This is a genomic window from Arthrobacter pascens, assembly GCF_017052465.1.
GTDB classification, from domain to species: domain Bacteria; phylum Actinomycetota; class Actinomycetes; order Actinomycetales; family Micrococcaceae; genus Arthrobacter; species Arthrobacter pascens.
This window is the reverse complement of record NZ_JAFHKT010000109.1, coordinates 13,809-34,740: the sequence shown is the minus strand read 5'-3', so window position 1 is coordinate 34,740 and position 20,932 is coordinate 13,809. Positions and strand designations below refer to the sequence as shown.

Sequence of the window (20,932 nt, the reverse complement as noted above, 5' to 3'; positions counted from 1 at the left end):
CCGAATCAGGCCCCCAACTGGCCGTGTCAACTGTTTCTGGCCCCAGCCGGAAGGCTGTATTGAGCCCCAGGTGGTCATACTTCTTTGGCGGGCGTGGGGCTACAGATCAGGAAGCTGACTCAGGCGCTGTCAAAAAAAGGGGCAAGCCACGTGCTTGCTTATCCGACGGTTGCACATCGTGTCTCCGTGGACCGCGATCGTCAACGCCCTGTCCATCAACAGCTCAGACACCTCGGGGGCGCGCGTCTTCGCCTACTACCGGGTGGTCGGTTCCTCCGATCCGGCGAACTACACCTGGACCCTCAGCACCGGCAGGAAGTGGGGAGGCGGAATCACCGCCTACACCGGCGTCAGCAACACCACACCGCTGGACAGCGCCGTGGCGACCGCTGTGGACAGCACCTATTCAGCCACCAGCATCACCGTCGGCAGCATCACCACCGCCAGCAACGGCGCCCGGCTGATCGGCGGCCTCGGCTTCGACAGCTCCAACCCCGCCGCCACCGCACCGACGGGCTGAACCGAGCGCTGGGAAACCACCGGTGGGCAGATCGCCGAACAGGCCGACGGTACCGCCCCCACGGTCCACACCCTGAACGCCGTGGACGCCACCACCTCGACCCTGACCGACACCGACGGCCGATTGACGACGTATGAGTTCAACGCGGCCCGGCAGATCACTTCCATCACCGACCCGCTCGGGCACGTCGCATCCAAGACATTCGACACCCACGACAACCAACTCACCAACGTCAACGGCCTGGGCAAGACGACCACCGCGGTCTACAACCCGAACAACACGCTGAGTACCATCACCGCCCCGGTCGCGGGCGCGACCGGAACCGGGACCAGAGTCTCCCACACCTACCCGACAGCCACCCCAGGCGAAGCGTGGCTGGAATTCCACCCGCAATCGACGACCGATGCCGAGAACAAGCTCACCCAATTCACCTACGACACCGTCCTCGGCCTGCCCTACGAGATCATCACTCCCAACGGCGTCGGCGGTACCCCTAAGAAGCAGTACCAGGGCGATGCCGCGGCCACCACTTGCGGAGGCCTGCCCGGTCAGCTGTGCAAGAACATCGACGGTAAAGGCAACACCACCTCCATCACCTACAACACGGCCCGCTACCCGGCCACCATCACCCGCCCGGCCCCGCTCGGGGCCATCACGAACACCTTCGACGCCGCCGGCCGCGTCGCGACCAGCACCGACGGCAAGGGCCAGACCGCCACCTACGCCTACGACGGGAACGACCGGCTGCTGCAGACCCGCTTCGGCGCCACCTGCGTCGCCGCGACCTGCGTGACGTACACCTACGACGCCAACGGCAACCTCACGACCCGTGTCGACGGCTCCGGCACCACCACCCACACCTACGACAGCCAGAACCGGCCCACGTCCAAGACCATCGGCGGCGCCACCACGTCCCTGACCTACGATCCGGCGTCGAACGTCACCAGCTTCACCGACCCGACCGGCACCGTGAACTACCGCTACGACGACGCCGACCGGCTGACCGCCCTGGCCGAACCCGGCGGATCCTGCCCCGCCACCCCGGCCTTCCCGAACAGCACCAAATGCACCGGCTTCACCTACGACAACAACGACCGCAGGACCGAGACCAAGTACCCGAACGGGGTGAAGAACACCACCCTCTACGACCACACCGGCCGGCCCACCTCCATCACCGCAACCAACACCGCCGCGACCATCCTCGCCCAACGGGCCTACACCTACAACGTCACCGCCGCCACCGGCCGGGACGGCGTGCTGCGCAAGACCATGACCACCGAGACGAACGCCACCACTACTTACGGCTACGACACCATGCACCGGCTGCTTTCAGCGGTGACCGGCGCCGTCACTGAATCCTGGACCTATGACAACAACGGCAACCGCCTCACCGCAGCCAAAACCGGAACCGCCACGGTCCACTCCGCCTACAATGCCGCCGACCAACTCTGCTGGACCGGAGCACTAGCCGGAACATGCGCCGCCCCACCCGTGGGCGCGGCGACATACATCTTCGACGGGAACGGCAACGCGACCAAAGCCGGCACCCCGACCATCACCTGGAGCGTTTTCAACCAGATGACCTCCATCTCCTCGGGCACGACAACCAACTTCACCTACGCCGGGCAAAGCAACGACGAACGCCTCACCTCCGGAGCCACGTCCTTCCTCAACGGCTCCCTCGGCATCACCGAACAAACCACCGCAGGCGCAGACACCTCGTTTATCCGGGACCCTGACGGTACGCTCATCAGCATGCGCAACAGTGCCGGTGCGTGCTTCTACTACACCACCGACGCGCTCGGCTCCGTCATCGCCCTCACCGACAGCGCCCAGGCCGTGGTCGCTTCCTACACCTACGACTCCTGGGGCGTCACCACACAAACCGGTACCCAGGCCGCGGCCAACCCATGGCGGTACGCCGGCGGCTACCGGGACGACGCCACCGGCTATACCAAATTCGGTGCCCGCTACTACGCACCCCTCCTCGGCCGGTTCAACCAACCCGACCCCTCCGCACAGGAAGCAAACCGCTACCTCTACACCGCAGCCAACCCCACCAACAACACCGACCCCACGGGGTACTTCTACATCCAACTCGGCTGGACCCTTTGCTTTTTCGGGTGTGCAGGAGGCTCCTTCGGCTGGGACGCCGCTAATGGTTTCTACGTAGGAAGCACGGCTGGCGTGGGTTTTAGGGGAGAGGCAAGCATTGGCATTGACGTCAGCCCCTTGGGCGAGGCGGGAGGTGCTGATTCCATTGCAGCAGAGTGTTCAAATATTCCTTTTGCGGGCAAGACAATTGGAGTGGCGCTGCCGAACCCAATCGGGTCCTACGTAGGGGGAGCAGTGGGGCTGGGAGGTGGATGTTCGCTTATGTTTACTAGTTACTAGCCACAGAAAGGATCAGATGTCTAAAGCAACGTTGGTTGGTTTAGGCTGGCTCGTTGGCGGATTTGCCATGCTTGTACTGGGGCGCCTCCTGCAGGGGTGGGCGGCCCGATCATATCTGCGGAGCCACCCTGATGGGGATGTTCACCGTTACATGCGTCGAAAGTTGCTCTATAAAAATTTGTTGGCCGGTTTCGCGATTGTCGGAGGAGCAGCGGTGCTGGTCTACGAATTCTTCTGGGGAGCAGGATCATAGACGTGAATGTCGAAAGCCTCATAAATGGCGGCATTGTCATAATCTTTGGCACCCTTATTGTACTGGCTCGTAATCGGTTCGCCCATTCAATGATGGAGCAAATGCGCGGCTTTAAGGGAGAGCTGAAATCGAAGCACCTTACGCGTTTTTTGGCAGTAGGAATGGCAATATTCGGAATTATAGTGATCTTCATCGGCGTCACAATTGCCTTAGGCAACTTCGCAGTTGGGTGACCCACCCGGTCTTGCCACCGTGATTAGGTGACGGCCTGTTGGGCGATGCTGTGGGCGAGCCTGTAGGACTCGGTACCGGCTTCGATGATGGTGCCGTTGAAGGTCAGCCGGTCCACTATCGCGGCGCAGAGACGTGGGTCTGTGAAGGAGCTCGGCGCCGCGCGGTCCGGTTCCATATAAGCGCGGCGCCTTAGCCATGCTGGGGAACGGCCAGAAACCCCTCGTGCACTCCGACCAGCGATTCCAATATCAGCAAACTCCTGGCGCACACTCTTAGCGAACGCCAGCGCTCCAATCGATGTCACGCAAAGCCAACTGCTACGACAACGCCGTTCTGGAGAACTTCTTTGGACACCTGAAGGAAGACTCTTCCGCCGCATCTGATTCCTCAATACCGAGGCACTTGCATCAGCCCTGCACGAGTACATCCGCTGGTTGGTCCCGTTCTTAGTTTTCTGGGCACCGAGTGCGGCGCCAGAGCTCGTCTTCCGAGTCTTGGCCGTCCCGTTGCAGTGTCAGGAGGCGGACTCGCTTTGCGATATTAAAAGGGCCGGCAGGGTGACGTCGGCAGGGGACAGTTCCGGCCTGGCCCCTGACAACGTCCGTTACTCGAAACCGTAGATAGTCCATGAACCTGTTCGTTTGCTACTTTCCAAGGATCTTCGCAGTTTGCTCCTGGCTTCCACAGGCTTTCGCAAGGCTTTCCCGGTGAAGCCAATAGCTGGCCGTCCTCCCTTTGAGGATTGTCTGGGATGGCGGTTCGGCCGCTTGGAATGGGCCTGGGGCCGCCTGCAGGGAGAAGCTGAGGAAGATGCAGTTCGACGTCGAACCAACGAGCTATGACGGCGCGGTAATACGTGTAAGCGGGCAGCTGAACATGGTCGCTGCACCCCGATTCCGCGAGCTGGTGGCACAGATCGTAGGCAATGAAGGCCGAACCCTCATTGTCGTGGATCTTGCCGGCGCCGACTTCTTGGACTCCACAGGTCTCGGAGCGTTGGTGTCGGGTCTGAAAATCGCCCGTTTGGCCGGAGGCGACCGGGACGACGCCACCGGCTACACCAAATTCGGCGCCCGCTACGACGCCCCCCTCCTCGGCCGCTTCAACCAAGCCGACCCCTCCGGCCAGGAAGCCAACCGCTACCTCTACGCCGGAGCCAACCCCATCAACTTTGCTGATCCCACGGGATACTCATTCCTCGGGGAAGCAGTTTCATTCGGGATTCAGGGTGTGGTGGTGGGCGTCTTCCTCGGGGCGGTATGTGCAGCGACACTCGGCGGATGTACATTGCTAGGAGCGGTGGCAGTCGCCGCGGTAGCTGGTGGCATCGGTGGGCTGACGGGTAAGGCTGTCGGTGCAAGGATCGATGGAGGCAATAACCAACAGGTTGCGGACGCTGCTCTCCAAGGAGGGATAACGGGAGCCATCAGTGGAGCGGCACGAGGTGCAACTGACTTCTACCTAGACAAGATAGCGGGACTAAACTTTGGGCGGTAAAACCATCGCAGTAGCCGGCTCCATCATATTGATCATTGGCGCCGTCGTCTGGATCTGGTTTGGTGCGGGCGAAGCTGTTGTCGCTGTGCTTGGTACCTTAGCTGTCAGCTTGATAGCGGTCTGGTCCTACTTCAGCGGAAACCGTGTAGCGCGGGAAACTGACGAATATCGGGACAAATGGTTAGGTGATCGCAGGCGGTCGACGCAAGGCGAGGACCCTGCCGAAGAAGAGTAGTGGCGTGGCCTCATAAAGTTCGCCCCCCGCTACTCCACCCAGCCTGACTCTCCGAACAGGAGGACAACCGCTAGCTCTACGCCGGAGCCAACACCACCAACCAGTCCCGGCGAACTGTCCGTGAGGGACACTTCACCGACCACCTACCCCTGGCTGCATCATTTGTCTGCAATCCACAACAGTCCCAGCACGGGCGAGCTAGTCAAGAGCCGTTGGGCCGTTGCTCCCCGTAGAAGACGCAGATATATGGCGGGACGCTTCCTCATTCGGGTCTCTGCGTCAACTCCTGCCGATGGCGTGGATCGTGCCTCCGGGCTCTGTCAGTTGCAGTCGGAGCTCTTCGTTTTGGAGTTGTGCGAGGTGGAGGGCTCCGATGAGGGCTTCGTTGTCTGCTTTCAGTTGCTGGATCACTTTTCTGTCCTCCTCCCGCAACCGTTTTAGCCTGTTTGTTTCCCGACGGAGGCGTCTTTCACTGTCGGGTGTCCTGCCGCTCGCGCGAACCTTCTCGTAGAAGAGGTTCTTGAGGTCCATGTGTCGCTGGGTGAGGGCGTTTCTGGGGACTCCTGCTTCTGTGGCGAGGGCCACGATGGTCAGGGCCCCGTTGGAGGTTTCCGGTTTTCCGCCGAGGATTCGTTCCATGGCTGTTTGGATGCGGGCGCGTTCGTCGTGCGAGGGGCTCATTTGGTCTCCTCGGGAATGATGCGGGAATGGTCGTGCTGGTCGGCTTCCTGACGGAGCCGCTTGGCCCGGGCTTCCAGCCGGTGGCCGAGAGGCTCGGGGGCGTTCGGAGCCTGCTTCTCCAGGGTTTCGGCCTCTTGTCGCATCAGGTGTGCGTGAGAGTCGGTTCGTGCGATGTTCGCGCAGGATGGGACGCAGCGGTCAAGGCGCGGTGCTTCGCGTTCAGTGATGCGGTTGCAAAGGGCGCGGTCTGGTTTGTAGACGCACATGAGCATCGCGGACGGGTTTTCGTAGATGGTCAGCGATGGGTTCTCCAAGAGCGCACGGGCCTGTCTCGCGTTGACGATGGTGCCCACGAATTCGGGGGCGTGCCGGGCGGCGTTGATGGCCCTGCGTGCCGCTGGGCCTGAGATGCCTGCCCCGTTCGCGAGGTCTTCGTTGAGCGACGCGAGGGTGTCGGCAGCGGCGAGAGCCGTTTCCAGGTCGAGCAGGTCGTGCATTCCGTTCCGGCTCCGGGACGCATAGCCGGCGCTCATGGCGGTGCGCATGTGGCCATATTGAACGGCGAGGGCGACGAGCCCGCCGGGGCGCCTGGCGATGTGCCATGCCAGCGTCCGGCGGAACCGCGAGACGCCGATCGAGCCGTACCTGTCCTCAGGGATCATCTCGTGAGGCCGGTCCAGGCTCTTGGCTAGGTCCGAAGCCCATGCGATGAACTTCTCGACGCGCAGATTCATGGTGTCGGGCGGCAGGCCGCCGAACAGATACCCGTCGGGGTTGATCCTCTCGACTGTGCGGATGGCCCGGACCACCGGTTCGATCGCCACCCATGGAACGTCGCGCATGATTCCCTGCGGGACGTGGTTCCCGGCTTCGTTGACGGCCGTCTTGTAAACGCGGCCGTAGATCAGGTAGCGCCCTGATTCCGGCTCCGGGCAGCAGCCCCTTTCGAGTCCCTGGATTTCACGGGGCCTCATTCCCGTCAGGTACGACACCACGATGTAGGCCGCGGTCGTCAGGTGGGTCTTGAGGGTGCCCGCCTCGGAGTAGTCGATGAATTTCTTCCAGGGGCGGCCATCGACCATGCCGGAAAGCTCGCTGAAGACGGGAGCGGGACCATCGGCGGACAAGAGCCGTTCCCGCCAACGCCCTGCGATTACCTGATGGTGGACCTGACGGATCGATGCCCCCGTCACGAAGGAGATGTACGTCGCGGCGAGTCCGCTCTTGTTCCCGGCTGCCATGCTCGGTGGCGATTCGCCGGCGGCGATGACGCGTCCCAGGTAGTCCTCGAGCGCGGCCTGGCCTTCTGGAGTGTTGGGGGTCTGCTTGCTTTGGGCGAGGATCTCTTCCTTCCGTTGTACGGCGGTGAGGATGTCTTCGGCGAAATCGACGACAACGCGCAGGGCCCAGATCAGCAGTGGTCCCATGGTTTCCGGGGTGATTGGCTCTGTCGAGTTCTCGCCCGTGGAAGACCCTGCCGGAAGGAAATCATCGGCGCCCTCGGTCAGCCATGGCGGTTCGCAGAGGCCGACCGGGAAGGGGTTCGAGGAGTCCAGTGCCCAGAGCCTTGTCAAGGCCGCGAGGACTTTCTGGGCGGGGTTGCGCGGCATTCGCCGGTCCGTTGCGAGGTGGAGTGCGTAGGCTCGCAGGTCGGGCGGAGTGCAGTCGCGGAGGGATGAGCTTCCCCTCTCTTCCAGCCATTGGCAGAATGCCCTCCAGGCCGCCACAGTGGGATATACGTGTCGGGGCGATACGGTGGTCCGCCACCGGGGGTGTTTGCCGATCAGGAAGCTGGCGGGCAGCGAAGTGTTGATCAGCAGCCATGTCAGGTGCCGCAGTTCCTCACGGAATGCCGCGGGCACAGTCTTCCAGTGGATCGTCGTGCGCGATACGCCGGGGCCGTGCGCCAGTGCTTCCAGGCTCCATGACGGGTCCCCGTATCGGGGGACCGGGCCAGCGAAGCCCTCCTCGACCAGACCGGGCAGGACGGCGTGGGCATTCGGTGCCGGGCGCGAAGCGCTCTCTTCGATTGCGAGGGTCACAGTTCGTACTGTCCTTCCAGAAGGCTGCCAATGGTTGCTCTGTCGGTGGAGGTCACGCTGGCCAGGGCGGTCGCCCAGACCTGGTCACCGAGCCTGCGCTTGAGGTCCTCCAGACGCGTGAACGGGTTGCCCCAGTCCGCTGCCCAGGTCTCTTCGCCCAGGACCGAACGCAAGCTGGCCAACGAGCGGTGCAGGTATGCCAGGCGTGGGTGGTGCTTCGGGTGTATCCGCGCGTTCGGGCACGCCGTGCACATCAGGAACGAGGCCCGGCATCCCGTTCCATGGGGGCTGAATGGACTGCTCTTGTAGTCGCAGCAGGCGGCAGTGGGGGTCTCCTGGGAATCCGGGCGGGCCGCGTCGGCAAGCTGAGCGCGCAGGACGGTGTGCCGGGCGTGGGCGAGTGCGCTCTCGGCGCCTTCTGCGACGATGGGGACGGATGCCTGCTGCACCTGGGGTTCGGGGAGGACATAGACCGCGTCGTGGGTGTCTTGGCTGTTCTGGCCGGGCTCCCTGCGGTGCAGCACATTGACCGTCTTCCGCAGTCTTTGCAGGGGAGCGCCGGTTAGGCCGGTTTCCCGGAGCCAGGAGTCGGCCGCGTTCTTCGTCAGGCCGATCCCGAATGGCGTCACGGCGGACGCGTTCCTGGGCCCCGGCAGGGAGTTCCGCCAGATGAGCAGGAAGTCCAGGGCGCTGTCGGCGGCAGTGACAAAGGCCCGCGCGTGAGAAGTTGCCTCCAGAGCCTTCGAGATCAGCCGCCCTGGTGTGTCGGCGCCGGTGTCCGGGACATTCCGGGTCTCGAAGTGGCGGCCGGCTCCCCGCCGCCGCTTCTCCAGCTCCAACCGGTAGATGGGGAAGCCACCGGATCCGCCGTGCTGCAAGGCCCGCGGCGTGCGCATTTCCGACACCACGGTCGCGTTCAGTCCGAACTCCATCACGAGCAATACGGCCAGCGCATACGCTTCGGACCGGCTCAGAAATAGCCGCATCCACGTGTACTGCGGGGCCTCTCCACCGAGGACTGCGACGTAACGGTGAATAGTACGTTTGGTCCCGCTTTCGCGAAGCATGTAGGGGACATATCCGGTGCGGGCGAGCGAGTCCAGGGCCTCTCCGATGATCCAGTCCGGGCTTTGCTGCTCGAAGGATCCCTCACGCCATCGCCGTAGATGTTCTGTGTTGGCCCGGATTCTCAGGTGGGCGGAGCGGAACATCTGCCGGGCTGCGGCGCGCACTTCCTCGAATTCGTCCGGGGCCAACGCCCGTCCCGTGGACGTGACCAGGGGAAGCCGCTTGGCCATCGCGGACCTCGTAGCCTCGCTCAGCTCGTCGTGTCTCCTGAGGAAGCCACCCAGTGCGATCACCTGTGAGTAGCCGTAGATGCCTTCCGGTCGGCGCATCCGCCACCTGTTCCACAACGCCGGTGTGATGTCGACGAGGCGCTGGGGCGGATTGTCCTGTTCGGCGCAAAAGCGCCCGAATGCGGTAAGGCGGAACCACATGGCCTTGCTTGACGGGAGCGAGTCCCACCCGCCGCCCGGAGCACACTTCTCGGCGAACCACCGGGCAAAGGCGCGCTGCAGCTCCGGGCACACCGGGATTTCGTCGAAGTCGAACGTGCCCACCCGTCCCTTCCTGTCGCGGTGCTCGACCTTCAGCCCATCATGGGGCCGCGGAACCGGCCGGTGGTGGGGCTCCAGCGGCAGGGCAGCACGCTGCCCTCGGCCGCTCACAGGACAGCCTCTTCGTCAATCAGGTCCTGGATCGTGCCCGTTTCGGCTGCGAGCCGGGCGAGAATCCAGGAGACATCGTCGGCCGCCCCGCCCTCCGGGGCCCCCGAACCAGGCGCAGGCGAGGAGATCAGCGAGTGGAGCTGGAGGTCGGAGACCGGGGCCAGATAGATCCGGCGGGTGGTTTCGACGTCCGCGTGGCCGAGAAGGTCCTGGACCATCCGCCACGGATCCCCGTAGAGGAGGCGGAAATCACGGCGCTCCTTCGGTGTCAGGCCAAGCCGGACATCCATCGCGTGGTGGAGCGCGACCAGCATGTAGAGCGCGAAGGAATGCCGGCACATGTGCGGGGTGCAGAACGGAGCATCACCCTTTTCTCCCGACAGTGTCCTCGCGCACCGTTCCGTGGCGGTCCGGAACACGCCCTCCCAGGATGCCGGTTGAAACGGCAGACCGGACTCGTTGAGCCACAGCCACAGGGGTTCAGGCCCCTCGGGTCCTTCAGTGAAAAGAATCGCCCGTTCCTCGACGCTTGCCCGGGCCAGGGCCGTCTCACCGAGCATTCCGTCGCGATCACGCCAGTGGAGGACCTTCATCCGGTGCCCGGAGACCGACGTCACCAGACGCATCCGCGGCAGCACGTCATACCGGCCCTGCCGCTGGGCACGGCGGATCACCCTTGCCCTGCCCGCATCGCTGTACGCCTCGATCTCGCCTACCACCGGTGCTGCCATATAGAAAGTGCGGGCACGCTTTGACTTCGTCACCACCGGGGCCAGCCGGCCCGAATAATACCGTCGGTCTCCCATCTCTGATTGCGGGACCTCGAGAGTGAGAAGCGAGGCGGCCTCGGTCAGCCGCAGACCCGATGAGAAAAGCAGGTGGGCGAAAGCCGAATTCCGGTCTTCCATCCGCCCGCCCCATGCCGCCGCCGGCACACCATTTGCGGAGAATCCGCGCAAGCCGACATCCACCCAACGCCGGAACATCCTGGGCGTCAGCCAGCGCACATCACTGGACCTCGCATCCTTGGCCCGGGCGGCAGGCACCTCCACCGCCTGCCCGTGCCGCCCGATCGCCTCCCGTGTTTCAATCGGGCTCGCGGACACGTATCCCTGCTTGACCGCCCACGAGTACAGGCGGCCCAACGCCGCGAGGCCTCGATTCCAGCGGGCACCGCCGACCCGCCGTGGGTTGCTCAGCGACCTCGTGCGCCAGTCCTCGAAGTCCCATAGGTCATCGGGGTCTGCCTCATCCCAGTTCTTGTCTCGATGCCACAGGAAGTCGAAGAAGACGCAATAGTCCGTCGCATAGTTCCGCTTCGTCTCCTGCTCCAGCCGGGCGAAGGACGAACGGACCAGGAAACGGGCCAATCGTCCATCGATCTGGCAGTCCGGCGACAGCAGGATCGGCGTCCCAGGACGGACACCCGCCCGCTCCTCGTCCTCCGCCAGGCCATCCCAACCGCCCAAGACCGGCAATCGCTTCGACTCGACAGACCGCCCCGCCGGCACCCAGAAAATACGCCATCCTCGCACCACTCACACCCCTCTTGAACCGCATCAACACGCTAATTCAACAGGGAATTGATGACCACACCCTCATGGCCGGCGGCCAGCGCATCGCGCGACACGCTCTCGGCAACAGCCGCATCCACAGTGATTTTCCCCGGGATGCGGTAGCCGGGGGCGATGCGCTCGAGCACGCCGATGCGCGTGGACAGCGGCTCGTCGAGCAGGTCACGCCCGTCGATGTGCAGCACGTCGAAAAACCACGGATGCAGCGGCGTGGTGCGCGCCGCGTTCGCCCCGAACCGTGACATGGTCTCCTGGAACGGCCGGGGGCCGCCGTCCTCGTCTAGGGCTAGAGTCTCGCCGTCGAGGATCACATCGCGCACGGGCAGTCCGCGCACCACCTCCACAACCTCAGGCAGCCGATGGGTCACTTCGGCCAGGGTGCGGGTGTAGATGCGCACGTCGTCGCCGGCACGGTGAACCTGGATGCGTGCGCCGTCGAGCTTGTATTCCACCGACGCTTCCCCCGTCGCTTCCAGCGCCTCGCTGACACTGGCCGCGGTTGCGGCGAGCATGGGCTGCACGGGACGCCCGACGACGAGGCCCACAGCGTCAAGCTGGGCCGCGGTGCCTGTGATCGCCAGCAGGGCGGCCCAGCCGAGATCGCCGGAGAGCATCGCTGCGCGGCGTACGGCCTCGACCGGCCGGCCGGCGGCGCGGGCGACCGCATCCGTCAGTACGCCTTCGAGTGCACCGGTACGAAGTTCTCCGAGCAGCACGCCGGCGATGAAGGCCTGCTCTCGTTCGGTGGCTTCCTCCATCAGAGTCCGAAGGGTGGCGGCGCGTTCCACGGTCGAGCCAGCGCCTGCGGTTGCCTGCAGCCGGTCCAACGCAGCGTCGAGGTGGGCAATAGTGAGATTCGGCTCAGGAGCGGACTCGCCCCTGGCCGCCCTCATGCCGCTCCAGCCGATCCCGACTCGGCCTTGGCGAGGCTTAGCGGTGAGCAGGCCGACCGCCGTCGGGATGTCCGCGGGGTCGAGCCGGAGCAGCAGGTCTGCAAGTTCGTTGACCTTGCCGAGCCGGGAGCGGGTGGCCGCGACGGCTTCCAATGTCCTCACGAGCACGTCGAGCAGCATGGCATCAGTCTGTCACGGCCGCTGGCTATGGACCGCGATTAGGCCCTGCGCGTGGCAATCATCATCGCCAACCTGTTCGTCACCCCGACGGCGTCTACCAGGCACCGGGCGGCAGCGAAGATACCGCGGACGGATTTTCCTTCGGTGGCTGGCAGGCGCCGGTGTCCGATGACGAGGCCGGCGCTGCCATCGGCGAGGAGATTGGCCGCATCGACGCCCTGCTCCTCGGCCGGAAGACCTACGACAAACTGGCCGCACCAGTCCGACGAGATCGGCGGCACGCTTAACCGGGTGCCCAAGTTCGTCGTCTCCAATTCACGGGTGGCTCCGGCGTGGGCGGGCACCAAGGTGCTGCCAAATGCAGAGGCCGTGGGCCGGCTCCGTGAAGAGTTAGACGAGGTGCACAGGTTCGGCGGCGGCATCCTCATCCGGTCGATACTGGCGACGGACGTGCCCGACCGCCTCCACCTCTGGCTCTATCCGATCACGCTCGGGCAGGGCAAGCGCATCTTCGACGCCGGGACCGTCCCCGCCTTATCGCGTCTATCACCACGCCCGTTGACGGCTTGATTACCAGCCCATTGCTGGCCCTGGCTGGACATGGGGTCGCCCTCGACCGGGCTTCGGTCGAGGGCGATCCCCGAAGTGCGGGGCGTTACATGGTCACGAGAGTACGAGAAGGACGCCTAGGACCCGGAGCCCTTCGCCTGGATCCCGCCCGGTGCAGCCTCGGAGAGCAGGTGCTCCCCCTCCAGTACCTCGGGGTCGGCCGGAGCTACGGTCGCCCGCCCGCCCCGGCTGCCAGTCTCCGGGAGCGTGAAGTAGACGACGAGACTGAGGGCGACAATGGCGATCATGTAGACCGCGACGTACATGGGTTGTCCGGCGCCGACGAATGCGGCGGCGATCAGTGGTGCGGTGCCGCCGAAGACGGCGATGACGATCTGATGGGCGAAACCGATGCCTGATACCCGGACTGCTGCTGGAAACAGTTCGGCCTGAATGGTCGGGTAGACGGCCTGCCAGATACCGAGTACCACCCATCCGGATGCCGATACCAGAACGTATACGCCGAAGCCCGGCTGGTTCAGCAGCAGGAGCAAGGGGTAGAAGAGCACGATCATGCCGATGGCACCGATGATGGGGAAGATCTTGCGTCGGCCTAGTCGATCCGAGAGCGCGCCGCAGACCGGCACGATGACGACGAGCAAGGCCAGCCCGATAACGCTCCCGGCCAGGGTGGAGGACAGGTCCCGGCCGGTGGTCAGCTTGGCGTAGGTGGGGAGGAAAGTGGCCCAGGTGTAGTAGGCCACGGCCGGGGCAGAGAGCGCCGCTGCCTGCAGCAGAGCCTTCGGGTGTTCGCGGAGCAGGTCCATTAGGCGCGCCCAGGCGGACTTGTGATCGACGAGGGCCGTTGCCTCAAACTCAGGGGTCTCGTCTGCGCGGGCCCGCAGGATGAGGCCGACGACGCCGAGGACGCCGCCCACGAGGAACGGGATGCGCCAGCCCCAGGCGGCGAGGTCGTCTGGAGCAAAGGATGATGTCACCATGGCCGCGGCGCCGGTCGCTGCGAGGGTCGCGAGCCCGCTGGCCATGTTGGAGAAAGAGCCGAACAGGCCCCTCCGGTTCGCGGGAGCGTGTTCGACCATGAACGCGATGGCGCTCTGTTGCTCAGTGCCGGCCGAGATTCCCTGGAGGATGCGTGCAACCAGAAAGAGAACTGGTGCTGCGAAGCCGATCGTCGCAAATGGAGGTGTGAGGCCGATGATCAGAGCGCCGAGCGCCATCCCGGAGATGGAGAGCGTCAGGATGAGCCGCCGGCCGTAGCGGTCGGCCAGGGGAGAGATGATGATTCCGCTCAGTGGGCGTACAACAAACCCGACCGCGTAAGTGAGCAGTGCTGCGACCAGGGATGCGAACGGGGACTCGCTGGGGAAAATCTGTGACGAGAACACCGCTGCCAGCAGCCCGTAGATGTACCAGTCGTACCATTCCACGAAGTGGCCGATCGTGCCTGCCACCATGTTGATGTTGCGGCGCGGGCGCTCGGACACTTCGGGAAGCTCCGAAGGGTCTTTGCTGCCGAAGGCTTCTTTTGAGGTCTTCATTGAACTCTCCATATTTTCACGTTTGCTGGGGAGGGGTATTGGAATATTTGGGACAACCGCAACGACGTGGTGGCCCGGTCTTGCCCGCCTGTACCTCGCTCGAAGGTATTGCTAACGGCAAACTCCGGGGAGGCCGATGCGGCTGCCCGGTAGTAATGAGATCGATTGCAGTGACCACGTCGCTGAGATCGGTTGCTGAGATCGGTTGCAAGCAACGATACGTAGGAAGGCGGGGTCTGTCAACGAATTTTTTTGGTTCGGAAACGGGGGTCCCGATCTTGCGTCAGTGGCTGATAGGAGGAGCTGCGGCCGCCCTTGTTCGACGGCCCGACGCGGACCGGGCTGGGCGGGGGGCCTTGGCAGAGCCCGCGGTGGCGGCCCGGGTGTCGTTCGATGTCAGGGGCTGCCTCTGGTGCTTAGCGGCAAAGGCTATTGCGTCAAAGAGGTGACGCTCCGGGTTGGGTCGAGGTAATGCGGTAACCGGCCCCGACCCTCCGAGGCCAAGGTGCGCGACGCCGTCGGAAGCTTGCCGATTACTCGACCTCTGCTGGGCCGGGGGAGGTCAGCGACCGGGCAGGAACGCGTGGAACGTGCCTTGAGCCGTTATCCCTCAGCTGGCAGGGGCTTCTCGTTGTTGATATCAAGGAAATGGACCTCGGACCAGGCGCAGTCCAGGCTGCCGTGCGCCGCCCAGTACTCGTCCCAATGCGCAAGTTTCCACCGATCTCTTTCCAGGCCCCTTCGAATAAGTCGTTCTCGGAGAACGTCCTGGGAGACTTGTACCCGCACCACCGTGGTCTGCGAGGGGGGCCAGTGGAACTCTTCTGCGGCGCGCGCCAGGTAGTCCGGTACGGCGAAGTACGCGCCGAAAGGTGCGTCGAGTACGACCGATCGTCCCAGCCGCAAGTTCACTCCTGCGACATCCATGAGTGTCTGGTACTCCAAGGGCAGCAGATTTTCCCGGTAGAAGGTGTTGGATTCCCGGTCGGCGGGGTCATGCCCCGTTGCCTCCAATGCGAACTCGACAAGGCGGCCGCATATCCGGTCCTTGTCCAGGTACGCGGCATTGTGCTCCTTTGCTGTTTGCTGGGCAATGGTTGTCTTTCCGGATCCGGCAGGGCCGATGACAATGAAGACGTTGGGGGCTGTCATTGGCGGGCCTCTGCCACTGCTGAGAGAAATTCCCTGGCGGCCTCGGTGACGCGGGAGAAGTCGCCGTCGGGTTGCCAGGCTTTTGTCACGGCGCTGCCGACGCCGACGCAGGTGACGCCGGCAGCGAACCATTCGGCGACGTTCCCGGGAGTGACGCCGCCTGCCGGCATGATCGGCAGGTGTGCCAGCGGGGCGAGGACCGACTTCGCGTAGGGGATGCCGCCGGCTTCGGTGGGGAAGAGCTTGAGGATGTCAGCGCCGGCTTCGGCGGACTCAACAAGTTCCGTCGGCGTGTATGCGCCGCTGATGGTCGGAACCTGGTACCGGTTGGCTGTCCGGATCATCGCCGGGTTCAGCTGGGGGCTGACCAGGAAGTCAGCGCCGGCTCGGATGCACTCGTAGGCTGAGTGCTCGTCCAGAACCGTTCCGGCTCCGATCGCGACTCCGTTGGGCCCGTGCTTGGCAGAGAGTTGGCGGATTACGTCCACGGCACCCGGGATCGAGAGCGTGATTTCAAGGGCCCGAAAACCTCCGGCGATTGCCGCTTCGGCCACCTGTTCTGCAAGCTCTGCGCTTTCCAAGCGCACGATCAGGACGGCCCCGGACTGGTCAATGGTCTTCAGGGTGCGAAGTTTTTTATGCATTGCTGGCCTTTCTTCTGGCCCAGGCAGTTTCCCTTGTTGCGGGGCGTCCCTGGGCCGCTGTTGAAGTGTCGTTGACAAACTCTCCCACCATCCATACTGTTATTGCAACCGATCTCAGCAATCGATCTCAAACTGAGCGGACAGCAAGATTTCATACTTAGCAAAGGAGCTGGCAGGGTGAGCAAAACACGCACGATCATTCTTGGTGCTTCACACTGGCACGTTCCGCTGTACGCCCGGGCAATCGGCGAAGAACACCAGGTCGTCGGCATCAGTGACGACAACGTGCCGCTCGTCCAGGGACTGGCGAAGGCTTGGGGCGCTCCCGTTGAGGCGGACTGGCGGATGCTGCTCGATCTGCCGGAGGTGGGGCTCGCCTATGTCTTCGGCCCGCACAATGGAATGACGGAAAAGTGTCTGGCCCTGATCGAGCGTGGCATTCCGTTCGTGGTGGAGAAGCCGCTGGGAACGTCCCTGGCGGAACTTGCGCAGGTGCGGAAGGCTGCGGACGCGGCCGGCGTGGCCGCAACGGTTCCGCTCATTCAGCGGGGTGGCCCCGCCGACCGGTGGCTGGCCAAGGCTGGTCGGCCCGCATACCAGAGGATCTCCTTCATCGCCGGACCGCCCTTGCGTTACCTGGATAACGGCAATCCCTGGATGCTGGACCCTGCCACTGCAGGGGGAGGGTGCCTGGCGAACCTGGGGCCGCATTTCGTGGACCTGTTCCTGCAGGCCTGTGACGAGTCTGCGGTGAGTGTCCACTCGCGGCTCTCGTCGGCCCTGCACGGCGGGGCCGTTGAGGACCATGCCAGCCTCATCGTCACCACCCCTAGCGGATGTGAAGCCATCGTGGAGGTGGGCTACGCCTTCCCGGGTTCGCCGTTGAAGCGGTACTGCAGTTACACGTCGGCAGGCGAGGCGGGATTCGCCTCCGTTGACTCCGACGGTTCTGCCACGTTCACCGCGTTGGACGGGACGACGGAGTCCGCCGTGATCGACGTGGACAGTGACCCTCTCTATGATCCGTTTGTACGCCGTGTCGCGCAGACGCTGGAAGATGGATTCCGGGGGTTACCGACGCTCGCCGAGCTCGAAGATGTGATGCGCCCAATTTGGCAGGCGTATGACGACCATCATGGAGGAGAAGAAAATGGCTGACCTGAGTATCGATGTTGTTGCGAAGGCGGCCGGCGTGCACCGGTCCACGGTTTCCCGGGCATTCTCCCGGCCGGAAGCGGTGAAAAGCGAAACCCGCGAACACATCCTCCGCGTCGCCGAGGGGCTCGGTTACACGATGAGTCCACTCGCCCAGGCGCTGCGCCGAAAGACCAGCACCTTCGTCCCGCTGATCGTGCCTGACATTACCAACCCGTTCTTTGCCGAACTTGCCAAGACCATGACCCAGGCGGCCGATGACCGCGGATACCAGCTGCTGCTCTGCGTCACGAACGGAGACCCTGCCAAGACGGAGGGGTACTTCACCGCGATGCAGGCCATGTACGCGCCCTTCGGCATCGTCGCGCCCTCGACGAAGGTCGACACCGACGCCCTGAAACGCTTCGATTTCGGCCACAAGGTGGTGGTTATCGACCGCGTGGAAGACGACGCCTCGGTTCCAACGGTCACCGTCGACAGCCGCCGCGGAATAACGCTCGCTCTGGAACACCTGCGTTCCTTGGGGCACACCTCGATCGGCTACGTTTCCGGTATCTCCGGAACCCACACCGCCCAGGACCGGATGGACGCCTATCTGGAGCTGTCGTCGGAAGGCAACAGCACGCCCCTTGTGCTCGACAGCGGCTCCGATCCGGACGCAGGGGCACGCGCGGCCAAACACTACCTGGAGATGGAGAATCCACCGACCGCGATTATCGCCGCCAATGACATGGTCGCCTTCGCCGTGGTCTCGGCCCTGGGCCAAAGCGGCATCCGCGTACCGGAGGACGTATCGGTCATGGGCTTCGACGGGCTCGCTCTGGGGGCCCGGTTCAACCCGCCCCTGACCACGGTGCGGCAGCCCATCGCAGACATGGGAAACATCGCAATCGAACTGGCAGAAAAGCAGAACCTGAACGGCTCGGTGGACCACGTCGTTCTGGAACCTGAACTTCTGGTGCGCGCCTCCACCTCTGGACCGCGCAAATGAACGGGGCCAACGAAGGAACCCTTCGGCGGCTGCCCGGGTTGCGGCACACCGACCACGTCGGCCTGACAGTTCCGAACCTCGAGGACGCCATCAGGTTCTTCGTCGAGGTGCTCGGCGCCGAGGAGCTGTACCGCTCCGACCGCGGACCCGACGAAGAATTCATGCCCACCAACTTCGATGTCCCTGCCGATGCCCGGCTCACCCTCGCCATGCTCCGCCTGCCCCCGAACCTGAACATCGAGCTGTTCGAATGGAGCAGCGCTGAGCGGCGGGAAACCCCGCCGCGGCACTGCGACGCGGGCGGGCACCACCTGTGCTTCGTTGTGGACGACGTTGACGAAGCGCTCGCGGTGCTGCAGGAAACCCCGGGAGTCCGCGTGCTCGGGGAGCGCAAGGAAGTCGCCGGCGACAGTCCGCGCGTGGCCGGCAACCGCTGGACCTACTTCATAACCCCCTGGGGGCTGCTGATGGAAATCGTCGACCGATCCCGCGTCGCATCCCCACCCCGGCTCGTCGGTCCAGCGGACTGGACAGCCACACAAGACATCTTCAGGAAGGACAATCAACAATGAGGCTTGCAGGTCACACACTAGGCACTCCGGACCACACGGTCCCTCAGGCACTGAAACTTTTTCGGGCCGCAGGACTCGATGCCGCCGAAGTCATCTACCAGGACGGCTACACCTCAGGTCTGCCTCAGGGGGACCGGCGCGCCGCCCTGGAGGCACTGAAGGCGGCGGAGGGTGAGGGTCTGCCCATTATCGGCCTCACGCCCTACACCACAGCCATCAATGCCCTGGACGAGAGTGAGTGGCGCGGGGGAGTCGACGAATTCCGCGGCGCAATTGAGGCCGCCCATATGCTAGGCGCCGACCGGGTGCGCGTGTACGCGGGGTCCTGGCATCCGGGCGACTCCGATCATGCCAGGCGATGGGCGAAACTGCGGGAGGCCCTGCAGACCCTGGCACCCGAGGCGGAACAGGCCGGCGTGCGGCTGTGCGTGGAGAACCACTTCGGCACCATGACCCAGACCGCGGCAGAAACCGCCGCCCTCGTGCAGGAGGTTGCCCACCCGGCCGTCCGTGTGCTCTACGACCAGGCCAACCTCACCTTCACCCACGACGAGACGTTCGAGGAGGCCTTTGCCGTTCAAGGTGACCTGATCGGTCACGTGCACGTGAAGGACCTCGTGTTCACCGATCCCAACGCGGCCTTCCGCGCCACGGAAACTGCCCGCGTCGACGCGTCCGAGCGCGCCGTCCGATCACGTGTCATCGGCACCGGCGTCCTTCCCTGGCCCCAGATCCTCGCGGCGCTGCTGCGCCACGGCTACGATGACCTGCTGAGCATCGAGTACGAGTACCGCTGGCACCCGCAAGACCTCCCGACCCCCGAGGACGGATTCCGGGAATCCGCGGCCGCACTGCGCGGAATGCTCGCTGATCTCGCTGAAATGGAGAACGCCCGATGAACGGGCAGCGCCTCCGCGTCGGCGTCATCGGCGCAGGCAATATCGCCACCATCGCCCAACTGCCCACACTCGTCCAGCGCGATGATGTCGAGTTGGCAGCCCTGGTGTCCCGCCGCGAGGACCCGGGCAGCCTGGTCCGGCGCTGGGGTTTCGGCGCCGCCTACCGGTCGGTGGAGGACATGCTGGATGCTCGGGATCTGGACGCCGTCTTCGTCCTCACGCCCCGGTCCGAACACGCCCACGCTGTCCAACTGTGCCTTAACAATGACGTCGACGTGTTCTGCGAAAAGCCCCTGGCCCCGGCCACCGAGGAGGCAGAACGTTTGGCGGACCTGGCCGACGAGCGCGGCCGCATCCTGATGGTCGACTTCAACCGCCGCTATGCACCCGTCTACACCGCCGGCCGTGAGCTGTTCGGCACGAAAGGCGCTACCTTCTGCGTCGCGCAAAAGAACCGCCCCGGATCGGAGTACCGCGCAACGTTCGAGAACGCCATTCACATGGTCGACCTGCTCCGCTGGTACTGCGGCGGCGAACCCGTGGACGTGGCCGCACACGCCGCCGGTGATGACCCTTGGGAAGAAGACGGCGTCGCAGCCCTGATCCGTTTCAGCACCGGCAACACCGGAGTGCTCATGGCTGCCCGGACAGCTGGTGCCTGGAATGAGAAACTGGACGCCTACGGTGACGGTAAGACCGTGGAGGTTCGCGCACCCGAAACAGTGTCGACCACTGTCAGGGGAGTCACCACGTCACGGGAGCTGAGCGCGGAGGCTTACGGCTGGGCGACTGCCACCGAAACACTTGGGTTCTCGGCGGCCGTCCACCACTTCCTGGACCGGGTCGCGGACAGGGCAGAGCCGCTCACCTCCGGCCGCGAAGCTGTCCACACCCAGCGGCTGCTCGACCGGATCCTCGCCGCTTCCGGACTGCCCGCAGAAGAACAAGAAGGCCGGCAATGGGCAAGCCACGCCACGAGCGGCAACAGCTAATCAGCACGGGCACGTGCTCCACACTGGACCGGGGATGGCAGACAACCCGGGCTTCGACAGGGCAGCAGCAGGTCAGGGCAGGGAGCGACACCCACTGAAGCAGCCGCGCCCGGAGCGATGGCACACCCTTTGAAAACACCTCAAGTAAGGACCTAGAAAGATGATAAGAGCAGCCCACCAGCCAAC

19 protein-coding genes and 2 pseudogenes are annotated in these 20,932 nt (G+C 64.3%); 11 read left to right on the top strand and 10 right to left on the bottom strand.

What is annotated here, in order from left to right; genetic code table 11:
- Positions 1-178: 178 nt before the first annotated feature.
- From JYA52_RS03440 to JYA52_RS03425, 4 genes are all read left to right on the top strand, one after another.
- Complete coding sequence (locus JYA52_RS03440) at positions 179-520, top strand: hypothetical protein (protein WP_205651746.1); 342 nt, start codon at positions 179-181, stop codon at positions 518-520.
- Between the two features lie 81 nt (positions 521-601).
- Entirely contained in the window at positions 602-2,914 is a 2,313-nt protein-coding gene (locus JYA52_RS03435) for an RHS repeat-associated core domain-containing protein (RefSeq protein ID WP_205651745.1), read from the top strand.
- A 16-nt stretch (positions 2,915-2,930) separates the two neighbouring features.
- Positions 2,931-3,167 carry a hypothetical protein gene (locus tag JYA52_RS03430; RefSeq protein WP_205651744.1) on the top strand — a complete coding sequence of 79 codons (237 nt, stop codon included), beginning with the start codon at positions 2,931-2,933 and terminating at the stop codon, positions 3,165-3,167.
- A 2-nt stretch (positions 3,168-3,169) separates the two neighbouring features.
- Positions 3,170-3,400 (top strand): hypothetical protein, encoded by a 231-nt coding sequence (locus JYA52_RS03425; RefSeq protein WP_205651743.1) that lies wholly within the window; start codon positions 3,170-3,172, stop codon positions 3,398-3,400.
- Between the two features lie 23 nt (positions 3,401-3,423).
- On the opposite strand, the pseudogene JYA52_RS03420 reads toward JYA52_RS03425, so the two are convergent.
- Positions 3,424-3,549 (bottom strand): annotated as a pseudogene (locus JYA52_RS03420) (IS21-like element helper ATPase IstB); the annotation flags it as partial.
- Positions 3,550-4,211: 662 nt separating this feature from the next.
- Here JYA52_RS03420 and JYA52_RS03415 point away from each other — a divergent pair.
- On the top strand, positions 4,212-4,898 hold the full coding sequence (locus tag JYA52_RS03415; RefSeq protein ID WP_205651742.1) for an RHS repeat-associated core domain-containing protein: 687 nt from the start codon (positions 4,212-4,214) through the stop codon (positions 4,896-4,898).
- 514 nt (positions 4,899-5,412) lie between these two features.
- Here the strand turns inward: JYA52_RS03415 and JYA52_RS03410 are convergent.
- The 6 genes and pseudogenes from JYA52_RS03410 to JYA52_RS22360 all read right to left on the bottom strand — a co-directional run bounded on the left by JYA52_RS03410 (position 5,413) and on the right by JYA52_RS22360 (position 12,514).
- Positions 5,413-5,814 (bottom strand): hypothetical protein, encoded by a 402-nt coding sequence (locus JYA52_RS03410; RefSeq protein WP_205651741.1) that lies wholly within the window; start codon positions 5,812-5,814, stop codon positions 5,413-5,415.
- The gene (locus JYA52_RS03405; protein ID WP_205651740.1) at positions 5,811-7,856 is read right to left on the bottom strand and encodes a site-specific integrase; all 2,046 of its coding nucleotides are present in this window, start codon (positions 7,854-7,856) and stop codon (positions 5,811-5,813) included. The genes JYA52_RS03410 and JYA52_RS03405 overlap by 4 nt, the downstream gene beginning before the upstream one ends.
- Positions 7,853-9,586, bottom strand: a complete 1,734-nt coding sequence (locus JYA52_RS03400; protein WP_205651739.1) for a hypothetical protein — start codon at positions 9,584-9,586, stop codon at positions 7,853-7,855. The genes JYA52_RS03405 and JYA52_RS03400 overlap by 4 nt, the downstream gene beginning before the upstream one ends.
- Complete coding sequence (locus JYA52_RS03395) at positions 9,583-11,055, bottom strand: tyrosine-type recombinase/integrase (RefSeq protein ID WP_205651738.1); 1,473 nt, start codon at positions 11,053-11,055, stop codon at positions 9,583-9,585. The genes JYA52_RS03400 and JYA52_RS03395 overlap by 4 nt, the downstream gene beginning before the upstream one ends.
- 107 nt (positions 11,056-11,162) lie before the next feature.
- Positions 11,163-12,233, bottom strand: a pseudogene (locus tag JYA52_RS03390) (ATP-dependent DNA ligase); the annotation flags it as partial.
- Between the two features lie 38 nt (positions 12,234-12,271).
- Positions 12,272-12,514, bottom strand: coding sequence for a hypothetical protein (locus JYA52_RS22360; RefSeq protein ID WP_240459922.1), 243 nt, complete (start codon positions 12,512-12,514; stop codon positions 12,272-12,274).
- Positions 12,515-12,524: 10 nt separating this feature from the next.
- On the opposite strand from JYA52_RS22360, the gene JYA52_RS03385 reads away from it, so the two are divergent.
- Complete coding sequence (locus JYA52_RS03385; protein WP_307869298.1) at positions 12,525-12,803, top strand: dihydrofolate reductase family protein; 279 nt, start codon at positions 12,525-12,527, stop codon at positions 12,801-12,803.
- A 116-nt stretch (positions 12,804-12,919) separates the two neighbouring features.
- On the opposite strand, the gene JYA52_RS03380 is transcribed toward JYA52_RS03385, so the two are convergent.
- The 3 genes from JYA52_RS03380 to JYA52_RS03370 form a co-directional block, all read right to left on the bottom strand.
- Positions 12,920-14,341: an MFS transporter gene (locus JYA52_RS03380; RefSeq protein ID WP_205651737.1), complete on the bottom strand. Its 1,422-nt coding sequence runs from the start codon at positions 14,339-14,341 to the stop codon at positions 12,920-12,922.
- 603 nt (positions 14,342-14,944) lie between these two features.
- Positions 14,945-15,493, bottom strand: a complete 549-nt coding sequence (locus JYA52_RS03375) for a P-loop nucleotide/nucleoside kinase family protein (RefSeq protein WP_205651736.1) — start codon at positions 15,491-15,493, stop codon at positions 14,945-14,947.
- On the bottom strand, positions 15,490-16,137 hold the full coding sequence (locus tag JYA52_RS03370; RefSeq protein ID WP_205651735.1) for a bifunctional 4-hydroxy-2-oxoglutarate aldolase/2-dehydro-3-deoxy-phosphogluconate aldolase: 648 nt from the start codon (positions 16,135-16,137) through the stop codon (positions 15,490-15,492). Before JYA52_RS03370 ends, JYA52_RS03375 begins: the two co-directional genes overlap by 4 nt.
- A gap of 177 nt (positions 16,138-16,314) precedes the next feature.
- On the opposite strand from JYA52_RS03370, the gene JYA52_RS03365 reads away from it, so the two are divergent.
- The 5 genes from JYA52_RS03365 to JYA52_RS03345 are packed head-to-tail and all read left to right on the top strand — an operon-like array spanning position 16,315 to position 20,746.
- Entirely contained in the window at positions 16,315-17,295 is a 981-nt protein-coding gene (locus JYA52_RS03365) for a Gfo/Idh/MocA family protein (protein WP_205651734.1), read from the top strand.
- Positions 17,288-18,283 carry a LacI family DNA-binding transcriptional regulator gene (locus JYA52_RS03360; RefSeq protein ID WP_205651733.1) on the top strand — a complete coding sequence of 332 codons (996 nt, stop codon included), beginning with the start codon at positions 17,288-17,290 and terminating at the stop codon, positions 18,281-18,283. Before JYA52_RS03365 ends, JYA52_RS03360 begins: the two co-directional genes overlap by 8 nt.
- The gene (locus JYA52_RS03355) at positions 18,280-18,855 is read left to right on the top strand and encodes a VOC family protein (protein WP_205651732.1); all 576 of its coding nucleotides are present in this window, start codon (positions 18,280-18,282) and stop codon (positions 18,853-18,855) included. The genes JYA52_RS03360 and JYA52_RS03355 overlap by 4 nt, the downstream gene beginning before the upstream one ends.
- Positions 18,852-19,754 (top strand): sugar phosphate isomerase/epimerase family protein, encoded by a 903-nt coding sequence (locus tag JYA52_RS03350; protein ID WP_205651731.1) that lies wholly within the window; start codon positions 18,852-18,854, stop codon positions 19,752-19,754. The genes JYA52_RS03355 and JYA52_RS03350 overlap by 4 nt, the downstream gene beginning before the upstream one ends.
- Complete coding sequence (locus JYA52_RS03345; protein WP_205651730.1) at positions 19,751-20,746, top strand: Gfo/Idh/MocA family protein; 996 nt, start codon at positions 19,751-19,753, stop codon at positions 20,744-20,746. Before JYA52_RS03350 ends, JYA52_RS03345 begins: the two co-directional genes overlap by 4 nt.
- Positions 20,747-20,932 lie beyond the last annotated feature (186 nt).